Source organism: Duganella flavida, from assembly GCF_009857445.1.
Classification (GTDB): domain Bacteria; phylum Pseudomonadota; class Gammaproteobacteria; order Burkholderiales; family Burkholderiaceae_D; genus Rugamonas; species Rugamonas flavida.
Genome location: NZ_WWCN01000020.1, coordinates 38,367 through 56,456, shown reverse-complemented (window position 1 = coordinate 56,456; position 18,090 = coordinate 38,367). Strand labels below are relative to the sequence as shown.

Genomic DNA, 18,090 nt, shown 5'->3' with positions numbered 1-18,090 from the left:
GAATTGAACGCTAGTGAACAAAAGCGGTGTTCAATTCCGGACATTACGTCACTTGGCCTTGATCGGGAAGGCTGGATGCACTGGACGCACCGGCGGATGCTTCACCAGTTCGGCCTTGATGACTTCAATCGCTTTTTCCAGCTGCGGATCGCGGCCGGCGATGACGTCGGCCGGATTCTGGTCGATTTCGATATCCGGCGCCACGCCCTCATTCTCCACGCCCCAGCCGCCGTCGCGGGTCCAGAAGGCGAGATTCGGCGCGGTGATAGCACCACCATCCATCAGCACCGGGAAGCCGAGAATGCCAACTAGTCCGCCCCACGTGCGCTTGCCGATCAGCGGTCCCATGTGATTTTGACGGAACATCCACGGCAGCAGGTCGCCGCCGGAGCCTGCGGTTTCGTCGATCAGCATCGCGCGCGGTCCCTGGATCGAGGCCGATGGCGTTTTCATGTCGGCGCCGTAGCGCATGGTCCACCAGGCGATTTCCTTCTTCTGCAAAATCTCCAGGTAATAGTCAGCCACGCTGCCGCCGCCGTTGAAACGCTCGTCGATGATGACGGCGTCCTTGTCGGCCTGCGGGAAGAAGTAGCGCTTGAAGTACGTGTGACCCAGCGTCGCCGTATTCGGTACGTAGACGTAGGCAACCCTGCCACCGGTGGCCGCGTTGACCCTGCGGATATTCCCCTCGATCCAGTCGCGGTTGCGCAGCACGTCTTCAGCGGCCACCGGCACCACAGTGATGGTGCGCGATTTGCTGCCGTCCGCATTTGGGCCAACGGTGATATCGATCGCTTTGTTGGCGGTGTTCTCAAATGCGCTATACAGATTGGTCGGCGCGTGCAGCGGACGGCCGTCCACCGCCAGCAAATACTCGCCCGCTTTGACGTTGAGGCCCGGTTCCGTCAGCGGTGCGCGCAAGGCGGGGTTCCAATTCAAGCCACCATAGATTTTCTTGAAGCGGTAGCGGCCTTCGCTGACTTCATAGTCCGCACCCAGCAAGCCGCCCGGCACCGGCTTGGCGTCGGTGAAGAAGTCGCCGCCGCCACCGCGGTGATGGCCGACGCCCAGCTCACTGCATAGCCACTGGATCAAACGATTCAGGTCGGCGCGGCTGGATAGCTCAGGCAGGAACTGTGCGTACTTGGCGTGCATCTTGTTCCAGTCGGCGCCGTGCATGCCGGGGTCGTAGAAGTAGTCGCGGTTGATGCGCCAAGCTTCGTTGAAGATCTGCGCCCATTCGGCGCGCGGCTCGGCGCGCACTTCGATAGCCTCAACCTTGATTTTTCCTTCGCCTGGCGTCAGCGTCTTAGCGCCAGCACTGCCCATGGCCCACGCTTCCTTCTGGCGATATAGCAGTTTCTTGCCGTCGGCGGAGACTTCAAATTGATCGGCTTCCGCCAGCAGCGTTTCGGCCTTGCGGTCCTTCAGGTCGAAGCGCTGGATGGCTTTCTTGCCGTCGTCTTCACGCAGGAAGAAGATCTGGCCTGCCTCCCCTGCCTGCAGGTCGGACAGTTCGGCCGCAGGTATCGGCAAGTCGACGATACGGGTGTCGATGCCGTCGAAGTCGATGGCGATAGGCGCGACTGGCGCGACAGCGACTTTCGGATCGTCGCGGCCCGTCTTCGGATCGACTTTCGGCGTTTCCGGCTTGGCAGCAGCCGCCGCTACAGTCGCAACGGGAGGTGTCGCCTTCTCCTCGTCGCTTTCCTTGATCAACGGCGAAGGCAGGTCGCGCCGCAGCGTCGCCATCCAGATGGTGCGCGTGACGCGGTTGTCTTCGTTCTGCTGCGAGAACCAGTTGTTGCTCGGTCCCGCGTTGGTCGAGGCGAAGAAGTACAGGTACTTACCGCTCTTGTCGAACACCGGGTCGACCACGTCGGACAAACCATCCGTCACTTGCCACGATTTGTTCTGCTCCAGCGAGTAGATGTAGGCGCTGCGCGTGTAGGTCATCGAATTGAGCGCATAGGCGATCCAGCGCGAATCCGGCGCCCACGCGGCTTGCAGCGTTTTGTTCACGCCATATATGGGCTCAGAGGCGACCTTCTTGATCGCACCGGACGCCACGTCCAGCACATATAGCGTCCAGGCGTTATCGACATAGGCGATCTTTTTGCTGTCCGGCGACCATACCGGATTGTCGTAGAAGCCCGCGCCGGTCAATTTGTATTTGCGTGGTTCGCCTTTGCCGTCTTGCGCGCGGATGTGCAGCGCGTACTCGCCGGATTCGTCGGAGAAGTAAGCGACCGAGCGGCCGTCGGGCGACCATGCAGGCGAGCGCTCATTGGCGCCCGACGTCTGCGTCAGGTTGCGCACATCGCCCTTATCTGCGGGGATGGTAACGATCTCGCCGCGGAATTCATACGCCACACGCGCACCGGATGGCGAGATGGAGGCGTTGCGAATGTACTTGGCGCCGCTGACCCAGCGTGGCCGTGACAAACCAAGATCGCTATTTACGCCGATGGTGAGTTTATGCGCCTGGCCACTCGCTGGGTCCAGCGCATGCAGGTAGCCCGCCTGTTCGTAGACGATGCTGCTACCGGAGGCGGTAGCATTCAACACTGGGAAGTCCGTATGTTTGGTCAGCGCGCGCACTGCCTTGGTCTTCACATCGTAGGCGTATAGATTGAATTCGCCGTCACGGTCGGAGCGGAAGTAGATGGTGTCGCCGCGCCAGATTGGATCGACGTCGTTGGAGCCGCCAGCCAGTTGCGGAATTTGCAGCACCGATTTGTCGCCGCGATTGAACAACCACAGGATGGAATGCGTACCACCGCGATAGTGCTTCCACTGCATGAAGGCTGGCGAGAACGGGTTGTAGACAATCTGCTTGCCGTCCGGCGACCACGTGGCGCGCGCGGCGTTCGGCACTTCCAGCTCGGTCTCGACGCCGCCGTTCACCGGTACCGTGAATAATTTGCGGAAGCGGTTGTTGAAGGCCGCGCGCGGCGACGTGAACATCACCGCTTTGCCGTCCGGTGTGAAGGCTTGCACCACATCTGCTCCCGGATGCCACGTCAGGCGCTTCGGTACGCCGCCCTCAATCGGCAGCAGGTAGACATCGGTATTGCCGTCGACTTGCGCGCTGTAGGCGATCAGCTTTCCATCCGGTGAAAATACCGGATTCGATTTCTCTCCCGGATCGGAGGTAAGGCGGCGCGGCGCACTGCCGTCGGCGTTGGCAATCCACACATCGCCGGCGTAGATAAAGGCCAGGTGGTGTGCGGACAGCGCAGGCTCGGTCAGCATGCGGGTGTCGCTGGTGCTGGGCAGCGCCAGCACCGGAGCGCTGACACTCAGTGCCAGCAAGGCGCTCGCAATGATGTGCTTCATACAGCCTCCTTATTGCCGTGCAGGGATCACCTGCGGTTGATACGGTTTGACTGGTTTTTCTTTCAGCGTTTTTTCCAGCAGTTGCAGCGCCACTTCCAGTTGGCGGTCCTGCCCCTGGTAGGTGGCGTGCGGCAGGTTGTCGACCACCACATCTGGCGACACGCCCACGCCTTCAATCAGCCATTGGCCGTCTTCGGTGTTGAACTGCCCCATCTCGGCCACGCGCGCCATGCCGTTGTCGCTCAGGCGGTTGTTATCACTGAGCCAGACACCGGCACCGGCAGTGCGCTTGCCGATCAGCGGTGCAAGGCCGAGCGACTTGATGCCGGCTGCGAAAGTCTCGCCGTCCGAGTAGGTGTATTCGTCGATCAGCACCACCAGGTGGCCACGGAAGGTGTTCTGCATATTCGGCGACGGCGCCACGCCCGGCGGCGCCCAGAACGCCCACGCCTTGCGCAGCAGCTTCTCGATAATCCAGCTGTCGATATTGCCGCCGTTGTTGCGGCGGACGTCGATGATCAGGCCATCGCGATTCACATTGGCGTAGAAGTCGCGCGCGAAGGAGGCGATGTCGTTTGGTCCCATCGCTCGCAAGTGCAGGTAGCCGATGCGGCCTTTGGATGCCGCTTCCACTTGCTGCGCGCGCGATTGCTCCCAGTCGCTGTAGCGCAGCGCCGTCTGGCGCGCCATGTTCACCGGCAGCACGATGACGGAACGCGATTCTGCTTTGCGCTTCACCTGCAGCAGCACTTGTTTGTCCGCTTGATTGAGCAGCAGGTCGGCGATGTCGCGCGCTTCCAGCACTGGCTTGCCGTTGACAGCGGTGATGATGTCGCCCTCTTTCACATCAACGCCGGCTTGCGCCAGCGGGCCGCGTTGCGATGGCAGTTCCGGTTCGCTGGCGTAGATGTGGTCCACGCGGTAGCCGTCTGCGGTGCGCGCCAGCAGCGCACCCAAACCGGCTGGCGTGCCTTCCGGTGCGGAGCGGCGAATGTCGCCGGGACGAATCTGCGAGTGCAGCGCGCCTACTTCACTAATCATCATGCCCAGTAAATCGTCCAGTTCCGCGCGGTCGGTGACGCGATCCACCAGCGGCGCGTATTTGGCACGCACTGCGGGCCAGTCGGCGCCGCGCATCTTCACGTCGTACAGGAAGTCGCGGTGCATGCGCCATGCGTCATTGAACATCTGCTTCCATTCGAGACGCGGATTCGAAGTAAAGGTCCAGTCGTCTACTTTGATCTTGGCCTTGGTGACATCCGTTGGCGCTTTGGCGCCAGCGTCCACCACCAGCATCTCGCCAGCGCCACTGGCGAAGGTGCGGTAGTACACATGCTTGCGGTCCAGCGACAGGTCGTACTCGCGCACACCGGCTACAAACACTTCGGGCTGCGGGCCGTTGCTGGCGATGGCCAGCGTTTTCAGATTGGCCTTGCCATCGCTGCCATCGGCATCGAGGAAGTACAGGCGCTTGTCGTCCATTTGCAGCGCACGGTAGTTACCGGCGGCCAGCGGCACTTCATACAGGCGGTCCGCCAATCCGGCGTAGACGATGGATGGCGAGCCTTTGGCAGCAGCTTTCGGCGCGGCTTTGGCGACGGCTTTTTCGGCTGCCTTCTCCGCCGCCTGCTCAGTCGCGCCTTCGGCCGGCTTGTCGCCTGGCTTGCTCAGTTCATCGTCAGGCTTGAACGGAAAGCGGTTCTCCGCTTGCAGCGCCAGTGCGTAGATGCCGGTACGCTTGTCGAACACCGGGCCCATATTGCGGTCGCCCCACGGCGAGCCGTTCGCCAGCTGGAAGTTGCGGGCCGAGAGGAAGTACAGCCATTTGCCATCCGGCGAAAACACCGGCGAGCGCGAAGTGTAACGGTCACTGGTGACGAAGGCCAGCTGCTTGCTGTCGATGCTATAGAGGCCAATCTGGTTGCGCTGCTCGGTGCTGGCGGCGCGCACCAGTGCGAGGTTTTTGCTATCCGCAGACCATGCGATTTCGTCGTACTCGCCAAGGCCGCTCTTGCCCGCATCGTCGATCACGGTATTGGCCTTGGTGGCGAGATCCAATAGCCAGAAGCGGCCCTTCTTGTCGGTGTGGCCCAGCCAGCGGCCGTCCGGCGATGGGTACAACTGCCAGCGGTGGTTGTTGCCGTCCTTGGTCAGCTGCTCGCCCTTGCCGGAACCATCGGCGGCGAATTTCCAGATTTCGTTTTCGCCGCTGCTGTCGACAATCGCGTAGATAAATTTGTCGTCATGGCTGAACACCGCCTGGCGTGCGCGCGCGCCTTCCGGTATGGCGATCTCCACGCGGCGCTGAGCGCCGGTGCCGGCCACGCTGACACGGCCACGCGCGGTCAGTACGATGCGTTCCTGCTTGCCAGCGATTTGCACGTTGGTCAGGCTATCCAGCGGCGAGCGAATCTGGCGCGTGCGCTGCTGGTCGAAATCGGAGACAAGGTTGATGGCCAGCTGTTCGTCCTTGCCGCCGGCGAGGTCCAGCACATGCAGGTCTGCGCCCAGCTGGTAGACGATGCGGCCGTCGCCCAGCGCAGCGTTGCGCACATCCCAGTCCTTGTGTTGCGTGAGCTGGCGCGCGTCGCTGCCGTCGGCGGCCATGGTCCACAGATTGTCCGAGCCACTGCGGTCGCTGATGAAGTAGAGACGTCCCTGCCACCACATCGGACGCTTGTTGTTGCCGTTATCGGAAGCCAGCAGCTGCAACGCTTCCGTATTGCCGCTCACATCGTAGCGCCACAGCTGCGCGTGCGCGCCGCCGCGATAGGCTTTGACGTTATCGTTGGTCAGCGCGAGGCCGTTGCGGGTGAAGTACAGGGTCTTGCCGGCATCGTCCAGTACCGCATCGTTGGCGTCGGACAGCGGGAAGATGCGGCGCTGCAGGTCGCCCGGCTTGACAGCGGCGATCACCAGGCTGCGGCCCGGCCCCGTGCTGCCAGCCATGCTAACCAGCACCTCGCCCTGCGCACTCCAGCCCAGCACCGTAACGGCGCCGTTTTCAAACGTGATGCGCTTGGGCAGGCCGCCAGCCAGCGGCATCACGTAGGCTTCCTGCGCGCCTTCGTATGAGGCCGAGAAGGCCAGCCACTGGCCGTCCGGCGAGATGGCGGCGTTGGTTTCGGCGGAGGGATGGGTGGTCAGGCGCTGGGCCTGGCCGCCGTGGGCGCTGGTCTTCCACAAGTCGCCTTCGGCGGTGAAGACCACAGCGTCGCCACGGATGGCGGGATAACGGTAGTAAGCGTCGGCAGCGTGGGCGGTGGACAGCAGACCGGCGGACATCAGCAGCAAGGCAAGCGGGCGAGACAGGTTCATGGGACAGTGTCAGAAGTTGTCAAATGGATCGACAATTCTGGCACAGCTTGCCCCTGCCGGGAAAAATTATCGGCGGCGTCTTCCACAAGTTTCATGCACATGCCCAAACAGCACCACGCCGATGCTGCCGGTGGGCTCATGGCCGACGCGCGACTGCAGCACTTCGACGGCGGTGAACTGCTGCGGTGCGAGATGCAAGTCGTGCGCCCCTAGCACTAGCGCTTGCCGTTCGCCGCGCGCCAGCTCCAGCACCATGCTGGCCTCGCCCGTGCGCCGTATGGCGGGATCGGTGGCGCGATGCAAGCTTAGTTGTTGACGCCGCACCGGCACCGGCTCGGCCCGCACCACGCGCGCCATCTGCTGCAGCACCTGCTCCGACACCGGCAGCGCGGTGACCGAATAAGCGCCCGCTTCCAGCGCCGGATTGCCGGCCCAGAACACGAAGTCCTTGCCACCTGCGGCGCTCAGTGTGGTCGATTGCAAGTTGTACTGGGCCCAGTGGCGGTTGTCCATCGGCGATGGCGCCAGCGGGCCGGGGTCCGGCTCTGGCGGCGTGCTGCTGGCGCGTACCAGCAGGCAGAAATGCGGCGGGATGCTGGCCTTGTCCGGCGTCCAGATCATCGGCGGGAAGCGGGTGGGGCCGGTTACCGCGCGCCCCGCTACCGGCTTGCTGGCGGTGAGGATCAACTGCTGGCTGGCAAAGCCGGTGGACGGATCCGACCAGTACACTTGCAGCTTGACCTGCGCATTCGGTACGCCACGGTTGTCGACGTCGATACTGATTTCCAACGGTTCATCCGGCAGATAAGTGCCCGGCGGCGTGCTGTAGTTGACGCCCTGCACATGGATGGATGGGCACAGCCAGCTGGTCACCGGCGGCGACACCTTGCTCAGCGGCCGCTGCGAGGCGCGGCCTTCGTCGCCGTTGAAGTACGGGATCACCAGCCACGGGTGAGAGGTGTCGATATCATCGTCGCGGTCCATGACAGCTCCTCAGGCAGCGGTTTGCGGATAGGCCAGCGCCACTTCGGGCACCGGGTCGTCGTTGATGGAGCCGGCGGTGATGTCCCAGCAGTGGTGGTGATTGTCGCGGTCGGCATCCATGTCGAGATTGAAGCTGTCGGTATCGCCGCGCACCAGTTGCTGCCACAGCGACAGGGAAATATGCGCCGCGCTGGCGACATAAGCGGCCGGCGTCGCCGATGCAGGATAAGGCGCCGGCCCACCCGCGCTATGCTCGATGGGGGTGGCCGGCGCGACTTCGTAGCCGGCATTGGCGCGTGCCAGGGCGCGGTGCGGGAACGGCGACGATGGCGGCGCCGAGGTAAACGGCGCGTGGACCGGCTGTAGCAGTTGCAATTCGTTCGGGTAGATGATGCCGAACACGGCCAGATAATCGGCCGCGTCGGAAAAGCTTTGCCACAGATAGTGCTGCAACTGCTCCAGCACATCGCAGATGTGGACCGCCTCGTCGGTAGCGGAAAACGCCGTCAGCGCCTGGCTGTTGGTGCCAGGCTGAGGATCGGGGTGGCTGGGATCTTGTTTAGGCGAGCCGGCGCCGCACGCCGCGCCGGCCGTGGCGATACACAGCAAGACAATCCCGATCACGGCCAGCACGATCAGCAAGCCTTCCCAGCAGGTCTTGCTCTTGGTTTCCTCGCTGTCCGACTTGGTGCCGGGACTGCCGCCGGGTGGCGCAGCGCCGGTTCCGGTTGGCTTGACGACGGCCACCAGCGGCGGGAAGGCATCGGGATTGGCAGCCTTGCGGATTTCCAGCGCGATGGCCAGCGGCGCAGGCGAGGCAGGCAGCTCGAACACCGCCAGCAATTCGATGTGACGCAGCAAGCGCTGGTAGCCGGTTTGCAGATCCGGCAGCGCTGCGGTAACGCGCAGATCGTAGGTGGCGCTCAGCGTATCGGTCAGCAGTTGGGCGATATGCGGCGGCAATTGCGGCGCCAGGGCCGGCGCGCCCCAGCGCAGCATCTGCGCCAGCTTCTTCAGCGGCGGCAAACCGGGCCGGTGCTCGCGCAGCCAGCCGCCGCCGGCATACTTGGCCAGCCGGTCGCGGTACGGATGAGCGCGGCGCGGGCCGCCCACGGTGCGCGACTGGTAGGCGCTACCAGCCAGATTGCCGCCGTAGCCGGCCAGCGCGCCGAAGGCAAAGGCGCGGGTAGCACTATCGCGCCCTGCTGCGGCAAGGTTGCGCACGAAAGCGTCGGTGCGGCGGGCCAGAAACAGGTCGCCCCAGTTCCACTCGGCAGTTTTCTGGTCCGCCTGGCGCGGGTGGCGCGGCAAATAGCGCGGCGGCGACATTTGCGCCGGCAAGGCCATGGCTGCGTTGATGACCTCGGTGGCGCGCTGTTCCAGCCCGGTCAGCAGCGCGTTAGCTTGCTGGAACTTGGCCAATGCATCGGGTGCGCCCGGCGCGGTCAGTGCCGATTCCAGGGCCGCTCGGGCTGCGGTAACGTCGCCGTAGATGTCCTGCCCTTCGCGCCACAAATCGGCGGCGGTTTGCAGCATGTCCAGCTCGCTGCCATCGCTGGCAGCATGCGCCAGCAGATGGTCGGTCAGCGCGCCGAGACAGGCCAGATCACCGTCGCGCGCCAGCGCATCCAGGATGCGCGTCTGCGCCTTTTGTTCGTCCGGGGTGCTGTAGGCGGCGAGCCTTAACTGCGCGTGCAACTCGTCCAGCACGGCCAGGTGGCCGAAATAATCGATCATCACATCCTCCGCAAGCGTGTTGATGCCGATTCAATCTTGCGCTTGCAGATTGCGGAGGTGTTGATCTAGATCAGACGAAAACGCAGTCGAAAAAAAAACCCGCCGGGTGGCGGGTTAGGTATTTATTCGACTTCGACCGTTTCCGGTGGCTGGCTCGGCGCCGCATCCGGCGGTTCCGTGAAGTCCAGCTTGACCGTGTCCTTGTCGTCCAGGTCGACCACCACTTTGCCGCCGGTGACCAGGCGGCCAAACAGCAGCTCGTCGGCCAGCGCCTTGCGGATCATGTCCTGGATCAGGCGCGACATCGGGCGGGCGCCCATGAGCGGATCGAAACCTTTCTTGCCCAGGAAGGCGCGCAGCTTCTCGGTGAACACCGCTTCGACTTTCTTCTCGTGCAGCTGCTCTTCCAGCTGCATCAGGAACTTGTCGACCACACGCAGGATGATTTCCTCGTCCAGCGCGCGGAAGCTGATGATGGCGTCCAGGCGGTTGCGGAACTCCGGCGTGAACATGCGCTTGATATCGCCCATTTCGTCGCCAGCCTGTTTCGAGGTGGTGAAGCCGATGGTCGATTTCTGCAGCGATTCAGCGCCCGCATTGGTGGTCATGATGATGATCACGTTGCGGAAGTCCGCCTTGCGGCCGTTGTTGTCGGTCAGCGTGCCGTGGTCCATCACTTGCAGCAGGATGTTGAAAATGTCCGGGTGGGCTTTTTCAATCTCGTCCAGCAGCAGCACGGTGTGCGGCTTCTTGGTAATCGCTTCGGTCAGCAGGCCGCCTTGGTCGAAACCAACGTAGCCCGGCGGCGCGCCGATCATGCGCGACACGGCGTGACGCTCCATGTACTCCGACATGTCGAAACGCACCAGCTCGATGCCGAGGATGAAGGCCAGCTGCTTGGCCACCTCGGTCTTGCCGACGCCGGTCGGACCGGAGAACAGGAAGGAGCCAATCGGCTTATCGGTCTTGCCCAGGCCGGCACGCGCCATCTTGATGGCCGACGCCAGCGCTTCGATCGCAGGATCCTGGCCGAACACCACGTTGCGCAGATCGCGGTCGATGGTTTGCAGCTTGCTGCGGTCGTCCTGGTTGACAGTTTGCGGCGGGATGCGCGCGATCTTGGAGATGATGTCCTCGATCTCGGTCTTGCCGATGGTTTTCTTCTGCTTCGATTTCGGCAGGATGCGCTGTGCAGCGCCAGCCTCGTCGATGACGTCGATGGCCTTGTCCGGCAGGTGGCGGTCGTTGATGAAGCGGGCCGCCAATTCAGCCGCAGTCGACAGCGCCGACGACGAATATTTCACGCCGTGGTGCTCTTCGAAGCGCGACTTCAAGCCGCGCAGGATTTGCACGGTCTGCTCGACGGTCGGTTCATTGACGTCCACTTTCTGGAAGCGGCGGCTCAACGCGTGGTCTTTCTCGAACACGCCACGGAACTCGGTGTAGGTGGTCGCGCCGACGCACTTCAGCTGGCCGTTAGCCAAAGCTGGTTTCAGCAGGTTGGACGCATCCAGCGTGCCGCCCGAAGCCGAGCCGGCGCCGATGATGGTGTGGATCTCGTCAATGAACAGGATGCCGTTTGGATTGTCCTTCAATTGCTTGAGGACGGCCTTCAGGCGCTGTTCAAAGTCACCGCGATACTTGGTGCCGGCCAGCAGCGCGCCCATGTCCAGCGAATACACCACGGCATTCGACAGGATTTCCGGCACGTCGCCCTGGGTGATGCGGTAGGCCAAGCCTTCGGCGATGGCAGTCTTGCCGACACCAGCTTCGCCCACCAGCAGCGGATTGTTCTTGCGGCGACGGCACAGGATCTGGATCACGCGATCCACTTCCTCTTCGCGGCCGATCAGCGGATCGATCTTGCCTTCGGCGGCCGACTTGTTCAGGTTCTGGGTGAACTGGTCGAGCGGGCTTTCCTTGCTCTGGCCTTCGCCGGCCGGTGCGCCCTCTTCCACGCCCTCGGATGCCTTGGCGGTGTCCGACTGCTGATCTTTGCGCACGCCGTGCGAAATGAAATTGACCACGTCCAGGCGGGTCACGCCCTGCTGGTGCAGGTAGTACACCGCGTGCGAATCTTTCTCGCCGAAGATGGCCACCAGTACGTTGGCGCCGGTGACTTCCTTCTTGCCGTTGGAAGCTGACTGAACGTGCATGATGGCGCGCTGGATCACGCGCTGGAAGCCGAGCGTAGGCTGGGTATCGACCTCGCCCGTGCCTGGCACGGTCGGGGTGTTGTCACCAATAAAATTAGTGAGCGTTTTGCGCAGATCTTCAATGTTGACGGCGCATGCGCGCAACACTTCGGCAGCCGAAGGGTTGTCCAGCAAGGCCAGCAGCAAGTGCTCCACCGTGATGAATTCGTGGCGCGCCTGTCGGGCTTCGACAAACGCCATGTGCAAACTTACTTCCAATTCCTGCGCAATCATACTTCCTCCATCACGCACTGCAGGGGATGCCCTGCCTTGCGCGCATGCGTTAAAACAAACTCCACTTTGGTACAGGCTATATCTTTTGAGAACACGCCGCACACGCCTTTGCCGTAGCGGTGCACACTGAGCATGATCTGCGTCGCGGTTTCGCGATCCTTGTTGAAATACTCCTGAATGATCGCGACCACAAATTCCATCGGGGTGTAGTCGTCATTCAGCAACGCCACCTGGTACAGGGGTGGCGGCTTCAGCGTTTGCCGCTCCAAGAGGGTTTCGGTATCTTGCTTGGTTGCCATACGCTTATATTCTAATGCTTTCGAGGTTGATGCAATGTGCATTTCGCTGCACATATCCAATTGTTTTCCATCTTACGCGCTTTCTCGACTTGCCGCAGATGGCGCCCCTTTCCCCAAAATCAAGAGTTGCTTTTTCACCAATCCGTGGGAAAGTAGCAAAATGCCCACAAATCTGCTTGACTTTCAAATTTGGTCCGCTAACAATGCGTTATCGGCTGCGTGCAGAAATGTACATGTTGATAAGAAGTGGGCGGTGAGGAGAGGGGCAAGAAGCTTCTTGCTTTTATGGCTCGTGTGATAGGTTTTAATTTAGAAAGTTCTTTTTATGGCAACTGGTACTGTTAAGTGGTTCAATGATTCCAAAGGTTTTGGCTTCATCACTCCAGATGATGGCGGTGAAGATTTGTTCGCTCACTTCTCCGCAATCAACATGAACGGTTTCAAGACCCTCAAAGAAGGTCAGAAAGTTCAGTTCGAAGTCACGCAAGGCCCTAAAGGCAAGCAAGCTTCCAACATCCAGTCGGCTTAATTTTTTAAGCCCTGATGTGAAAAAACCCCGCAGCGCGGGGTTTTTTTTCGCCTGCGCTGTTGTACAGCGGTTACATCTGCTCAATCATCACTTCGCCAAAGCCCGAGCACGAAACCTGGTTCGCGCCTTCCATCAGGCGGGCGAAATCGTAGGTGACGTTTTTGGAGGTAATCGCCTTTTCCATCGATTTGATGATCAGGTCGGCCGCTTCGGTCCAGCCCATGTGACGCAGCATCATCTCGGCCGACAGGATCATCGAGCCCGGGTTGACGTAGTTTTTGCCGGCGTACTTGGGCGCGGTGCCGTGGGTGGCTTCAAACATGGCCACCGAGTCCGACAGGTTGGCGCCCGGCGCAATGCCGATACCGCCTACTTGCGCCGCCAGCGCGTCCGACACGTAGTCGCCGTTCAGGTTCAGGGTGGCGATCACGCTGTATTCCATTGGGCGCAGCAGGATCTGTTGCAGGAACGCGTCCGCAATCGAATCCTTGATGGTGATGTCGCGGCCGGTCTTGGGATTCTTGAACTTGCACCACGGGCCGCCGTCGATCAGCTCGGCGCCGAATTCTTTTTGCGCCAGCGCGTAGGCCCAATCGCGGAAACCGCCCTCGGTGTACTTCATGATGTTGCCCTTGTGGACAATGGTCACCGATGGCTTGTCGTTGTCGATGGCATACTGGATGGCCTTGCGCATCAGGCGCTCGGTGCCCTCCACCGATACCGGCTTGATGCCGATGCCCGAGGTCTCAGGGAAGCGGATCTTGTTGGCACCCATTTCCTTGAGCAGGAAGTCGATCAGCTTCTTGGCACCTTCCGAACCGGCGGCGTATTCGATGCCGGCGTAGATGTCTTCCGAGTTTTCGCGGAAAATCACCATATTGGTTTTCTCAGGCTCTTTCAGCGGCGACGGCACGCCGGTGAAGTAGCGTACCGGACGCAGGCAGACGTACAAGTCCAGCTGCTGGCGCAGCGCCACGTTGAGCGAGCGGATGCCGCCGCCCACCGGCGTGGTCAGCGGGCCCTTGATCGAGACCACATAATCCTTCACCGCCGCCAGCGTTTCTTCCGGCAGCCACACGTCCGGGCCGTAGACCTGGGTCGATTTTTCGCCGGCAAAAATTTCCATCCACTGGATTTTGCGCTGTTCGCCGTAGCACTTGGCTACCGCCGCATCGACCACCTTCAGCATCACCGGCGTGATGTCGCGACCGGTACCATCACCTTCGATATAGGGAATGATCGGGTTATCTGGTACATTCAGGGAAAAATCCGCATTGACGGTGATTTTCTGGCCGTCCGCCGGTACTTTGATATGTTGATACATCTGATGATTCTCCGAAGGGGGATAGTCCAAGTCTTCTATAAGATATAAGACGGTTGTTTCACATTATGCACGAGTATATAGTGAGGCGCCAGAGTTTCAAGCCTACACCAATTTCCGCTTTCGATAATGTCCCTGATTCTATTCAACAAACCGTTTCAAGTGCTGTGCCAGTTCTCGGCACAGGACGATAAGGCCACGCTGGCCGATCACCTGAAGATCCCGAATATCTACCCTGCCGGCCGCCTCGACTACGACAGCGAAGGCCTGATGCTGCTGACCGACGACGGCAAGCTGCAGCACGCCATCGCCCACCCCGACCATAAGGCCGGCAAAACCTATCTGGTGCAAGTGGACGGCGTCCCGGACGCGGCCGCCATGGCCAAGCTGCAAGCACCGCTCGACCTTGGCGACTTCATCACCAAGCCGTGCCAGGCCATGCACATCGCCGAGCCGGAGTGGCTGTGGCCGCGCAATCCGCCGATCCGCCAGCGCGCCGACCAGCCCACCAGCTGGCTGGCCATCACGCTGCAAGAAGGTAAGAACCGCCAGGTACGGCGTATGACGGCGGCAGTCGGCCTGCCGACCTTGCGGCTGGTGCGCAGCGCCATCGGCAACATCTCACTGGCGACGCATCCGCTGATGCCGGGTGAGTGGATGCAAGTGTCGCCCAAAGACCTCACTAGCTAGCAATTCGACAACACCTGCCTTACTATTAGGCAGGTGGCGCCACCGCGCCAGGAGGATGCCATGCCTGCTGAAACGAGCGCTACCGAGTACGACGAGAGCCCCTACTATCTGCAAGCCGTGGCCGCCCTGGCCCGGCAGCAGACCGTCACCGCACACGAAGATATCTATTGCGACAACGGCATGAAGCTGGTCGCCAAAGGCACCGAGCTGGGGGAGGAACAATTCCAGCGCCTGGCCCGCCACAAGCTCAACGAGCCGCTCGACAATATGCTGATCAGCGAGCGCGCCATCGATGCCGCCAGCCTGTCGATTGAAGCAGGCAAGGTCCTGGAGCACGATCCCATCTACGCCCGCCTGGCCAACCGCAGCGGCGACCCGCTGGCCGTCAAGCACGGGCTGGCCGCGCTCAAGCTGCCGGCGCCGCTGCTGATGCGGCTAACCGTACTGCGCGAGCAGCGCCCGGCCATGTTCCAGCACATGCTGCGCACCGCCATGATTGCCTACGCGCTGGGGCAGCGCCTGAAACTGCCAGCACCCGAGCGCCAGACGCTGCTGCTGGCCGCGCTATGCCACGACCTTGGCGAGATGCATACCGATCCCACCCTGCTCGACAGCGGCCACGCCATCACACCGGACGAGCGGCGCTTCGTGCACGTGCACCCGCTGGCCAGCCACATGGTGCTGAACGCCATCAAGGAATTCCCGGCCAGCGCGCGGCTGGCGGTGCTGCAGCATCATGAGCGGATGGACGGCAGCGGCTACCCGAACGGCCTGCGCGCCGACAAGATCACGCCGCTGGCCAAGCTACTGGCGGTGGCCGACGTGGCGGAAACCGTGATACGCCGCTTCGACCTGCCGCGGCTGGACATGCTGGCACGCCTGCATCAAAACCGTTTCGACCGCGACGCCGCCGGCGCCCTGCGCGACCTGATCCACGCCACCCCGGAAGACGCCCTGCCGCTGCCGCAGGAGCAGCTGGACGCCGCCACCCAGCTGGCCCACCTGTCCGACGTGCTGCGCGCCTGGTTTGCGCAGCGCAGCGTCTTTGAGCACATGGTGGCGCCGGCCGAGCCGGAGCGCTCGCCGCTGGCGTTTTTGTTTGAACGGATGAACACCATCCGCCAGCTGGTGCTGCAAGCGGGATTCGATCCGGACCGCAGCGAGAGCATGCTGTTCATCGCCCAGGACGATCCGGCGGTGCTGCTGGAACTGCGCACCATGCTCGATGAAATCGAATGGCTGCAGCTGGACCTGGCCAATGAAATCGACCGCCGCTCGGCCGAGCTGCAGGGCCTGTCATCCAAGCCGTTGCACGACTTGCTCAAGCACCTGCGGCCACAGTAAAACCAATGCGACAAACGACAAAAGCCGCACTGGCAATGCCAGTGCGGCTTTTTTTGCTTGCTCTTCCTAAGAAAGGAAAATTAAGCGGCCAGTGCTTTCAAAGCAGCTGCCAGACGGCTCTTGTGGCGAGCTGCCTTGTTTTTGTGGATGATTTTCTTGTCAGCGATGCTGTCGATAGTCGACACCGAAGCTTGGAAGATAGTCGTCGCAGCAGCTTTGTCGCCAGCTTGGATCGCTTTACGCACAGCTTTGATAGCGGTACGCAGGGTCGAACGCTGAGCCGAGTTGTGAGCGTTTTGCTTAACTGCTTGACGAGCGCGTTTACGCGCTTGTGCGGTATTTGCCATGAAATTTCCTAAACAGGTAAATGATGCGTTTGCAAACGTTAATGTTTGGCAAACAGGTGCGTCCTAGGTTGCCATAAGAGCGAACCATGTGAGTCAAACTACTGCCTGCCAAACATTAATGTCTGCGCAACAGAATTTTGTACAGCCTGTGATTATAGCGATATTTATTGGCAGGAGCAACTATAATCACGTCCCATGAACTTGCTTAAGACACTCTCCGCCATCTCCAGCATGACGATGCTGTCCCGGATCACCGGCCTCCTGCGTGAAACCCTGATTGCCCGCGCCTTTGGCGCCGGCCCCATGACAGACGCTTATGTGGTCGCTTTCCGCATTCCCAACCTGCTGCGCCGCCTGTTTGCCGAGGGCGCGTTCTCGCAAGCTTTCGTGCCCATCCTGGCTGAATACAAGAATCAGGAGGGGCAAGAAGCCAGCAAGAAGCTGGTTGACCATGTGGCCAACACACTGGTGTGGGCTACCCTGATCATCACGCTGATCGGCATTATAGCCTCACCGCTGTTCATCTACGTGATTGCCAGCGGGCTCAAGGAGTTCGACGCGGCGGTGTGGATGACGCGCCTGATGTTCCCCTATATTAGCTGCATGGCCTTCGTGGCAATGGCCGGGGGCGTGCTCAATACCTGGCGCGAGTTCAAGATCCCGGCCTTCACGCCGGTGCTGCTGAATATTTCCTCGATCCTGGCGTCGCTGTTTTTACAACAGCACCTGGCGCAGCCGATCTACGCCATGGCCATTGCCGTGTTCGTGGGCGGCGTGCTGCAGGTGGCGATCCAGGTGCCGGCGCTGATCAAGATCGGCATGCTGCCGACGCTGTCGTGGAACCCGGCGGCCGGCCTGGCCGACGCCGGCGTGCGCCGCGTGCTGAAAAAGATGGGCCCGGCCGTGTTTGCCGTGTCGGCCGCGCAAATCAGCCTGATGATCAACACCAGCATCGCCTCGCACCTGGCCAAGGGCAGCATTTCCTGGCTGTCGTATGCCGACCGTCTGATGGAGTTCCCGGCCGCCATGCTGGGCGTAGCACTGGGCACCATCCTGCTGCCTAGCCTGTCCAAGGCCAAGGCCGACGACGACCACCAGGAATACTCGGACTTGCTGGACTGGGGCCTGCGCCTGAGCTTCCTGCTGACGCTGCCAGCGGCGGTGGGCATGGCCGTCCTGGCCGAGCCGATGATCGCCACCCTGTTCCACTACGGCGCCTTTACCGATGAAGCGGCGGCGCAGTCGGCGCGTCCGCTGATCGCGTATTGCGTCGGCCTGTTGGGGATTATCCTGGTCAAGACGCTGGCGCCGGCGTTTTACGCACGGCAGGACATCCGCACCCCGGTGCGCATCGCTACCGGCGTGCTGATCGCCACCCAGCTGATGAATATGCTGTTCGTGCCTTATCTGCAAGTGGCCGGACTGGCGCTGTCGATCGGCGTGGGCGCCTGCCTGAACGCCAGCCTGCTGTATGTCGGCCTGCGCCGCCGCGACATCTACCGTCCACGGCCGGGCTGGCTGCTGTTCTGCGTCAAGCTGGTGGTCGCCTGCGTCGTGATGGCGGGCGTGGCGTGGCTCGGCGCCGCTCACATCGACTGGATCGGCTTGCAGCCGCATGCCTTCCTGCGCCTGGGCGCCCTGCTGCTGCTGGTGAGCGTATGCGGTGCGGTCTACTTTGGCGCGTTGATGCTGATGGGTTTTCGCCTGCGCGACTTCAAGCGCATCGCGCGCTAAGGCATTTGCTCCAGACGAA

At 61.7% G+C, this 18,090-nt stretch carries 12 protein-coding genes; 4 read left to right on the top strand and 8 right to left on the bottom strand.

Features of this window, described 5'->3' with window-relative positions; genetic code table 11:
- Window positions 1-48 precede the first annotated feature (48 nt).
- The 6 genes from GTP46_RS25195 to clpS all read right to left on the bottom strand — a co-directional run bounded on the left by GTP46_RS25195 (window position 49) and on the right by clpS (window position 12,106).
- Window positions 49-3,339, bottom strand: coding sequence for a S41 family peptidase (locus tag GTP46_RS25195; protein WP_161009378.1), 3,291 nt, complete (start codon window positions 3,337-3,339; stop codon window positions 49-51).
- A 9-nt stretch (window positions 3,340-3,348) separates the two neighbouring features.
- Window positions 3,349-6,657, bottom strand: coding sequence for a S41 family peptidase (locus tag GTP46_RS25190; protein ID WP_161009377.1), 3,309 nt, complete (start codon window positions 6,655-6,657; stop codon window positions 3,349-3,351).
- Window positions 6,658-6,723: 66 nt separating this feature from the next.
- Window positions 6,724-7,641, bottom strand: a complete 918-nt coding sequence (locus GTP46_RS25185; RefSeq protein WP_161009376.1) for a hypothetical protein — start codon at window positions 7,639-7,641, stop codon at window positions 6,724-6,726.
- Window positions 7,642-7,650: 9 nt separating this feature from the next.
- Window positions 7,651-9,378: a hypothetical protein gene (locus tag GTP46_RS25180; protein ID WP_161009375.1), complete on the bottom strand. Its 1,728-nt coding sequence runs from the start codon at window positions 9,376-9,378 to the stop codon at window positions 7,651-7,653.
- A 122-nt stretch (window positions 9,379-9,500) separates the two neighbouring features.
- A complete protein-coding gene (clpA, locus tag GTP46_RS25175) occupies window positions 9,501-11,807 on the bottom strand; it encodes an ATP-dependent Clp protease ATP-binding subunit ClpA (protein WP_161009374.1) in 2,307 nt (768 codons plus the stop codon).
- Window positions 11,804-12,106: an ATP-dependent Clp protease adapter ClpS gene (clpS, locus tag GTP46_RS25170; RefSeq protein WP_092281587.1), complete on the bottom strand. Its 303-nt coding sequence runs from the start codon at window positions 12,104-12,106 to the stop codon at window positions 11,804-11,806. The genes clpA and clpS overlap by 4 nt, the downstream gene beginning before the upstream one ends.
- Window positions 12,107-12,431: 325 nt before the next feature.
- Here clpS and cspE point away from each other — a divergent pair, with 325 nt between their 5' ends.
- Entirely contained in the window at window positions 12,432-12,635 is a 204-nt protein-coding gene (gene cspE / locus GTP46_RS25165; protein ID WP_008446468.1) for a transcription antiterminator/RNA stability regulator CspE, read from the top strand.
- A gap of 70 nt (window positions 12,636-12,705) precedes the next feature.
- On the opposite strand, the gene icd is transcribed toward cspE, so the two are convergent.
- Window positions 12,706-13,959 (bottom strand): NADP-dependent isocitrate dehydrogenase, encoded by a 1,254-nt coding sequence (gene icd / locus GTP46_RS25160; RefSeq protein WP_161009373.1) that lies wholly within the window; start codon window positions 13,957-13,959, stop codon window positions 12,706-12,708.
- Window positions 13,960-14,085: 126 nt separating this feature from the next.
- Here icd and GTP46_RS25155 point away from each other — a divergent pair, with 126 nt between their 5' ends.
- Entirely contained in the window at window positions 14,086-14,646 is a 561-nt protein-coding gene (locus GTP46_RS25155; RefSeq protein WP_161009372.1) for a pseudouridine synthase, read from the top strand.
- Between the two features lie 60 nt (window positions 14,647-14,706).
- Entirely contained in the window at window positions 14,707-15,990 is a 1,284-nt protein-coding gene (locus GTP46_RS25150) for an HD-GYP domain-containing protein (protein WP_161009371.1), read from the top strand.
- Window positions 15,991-16,070: 80 nt separating this feature from the next.
- Here the strand turns inward: GTP46_RS25150 and rpsT are convergent, their stop codons facing one another.
- Window positions 16,071-16,337: a 30S ribosomal protein S20 gene (rpsT, locus tag GTP46_RS25145; RefSeq protein ID WP_092281579.1), complete on the bottom strand. Its 267-nt coding sequence runs from the start codon at window positions 16,335-16,337 to the stop codon at window positions 16,071-16,073.
- 195 nt (window positions 16,338-16,532) lie between these two features.
- Between rpsT and murJ the strand changes: the two genes are divergently transcribed.
- Window positions 16,533-18,071, top strand: coding sequence for a murein biosynthesis integral membrane protein MurJ (gene murJ, locus GTP46_RS25140; protein WP_161009370.1), 1,539 nt, complete (start codon window positions 16,533-16,535; stop codon window positions 18,069-18,071).
- The last annotated feature ends 19 nt before the right edge of the window (window positions 18,072-18,090 follow it).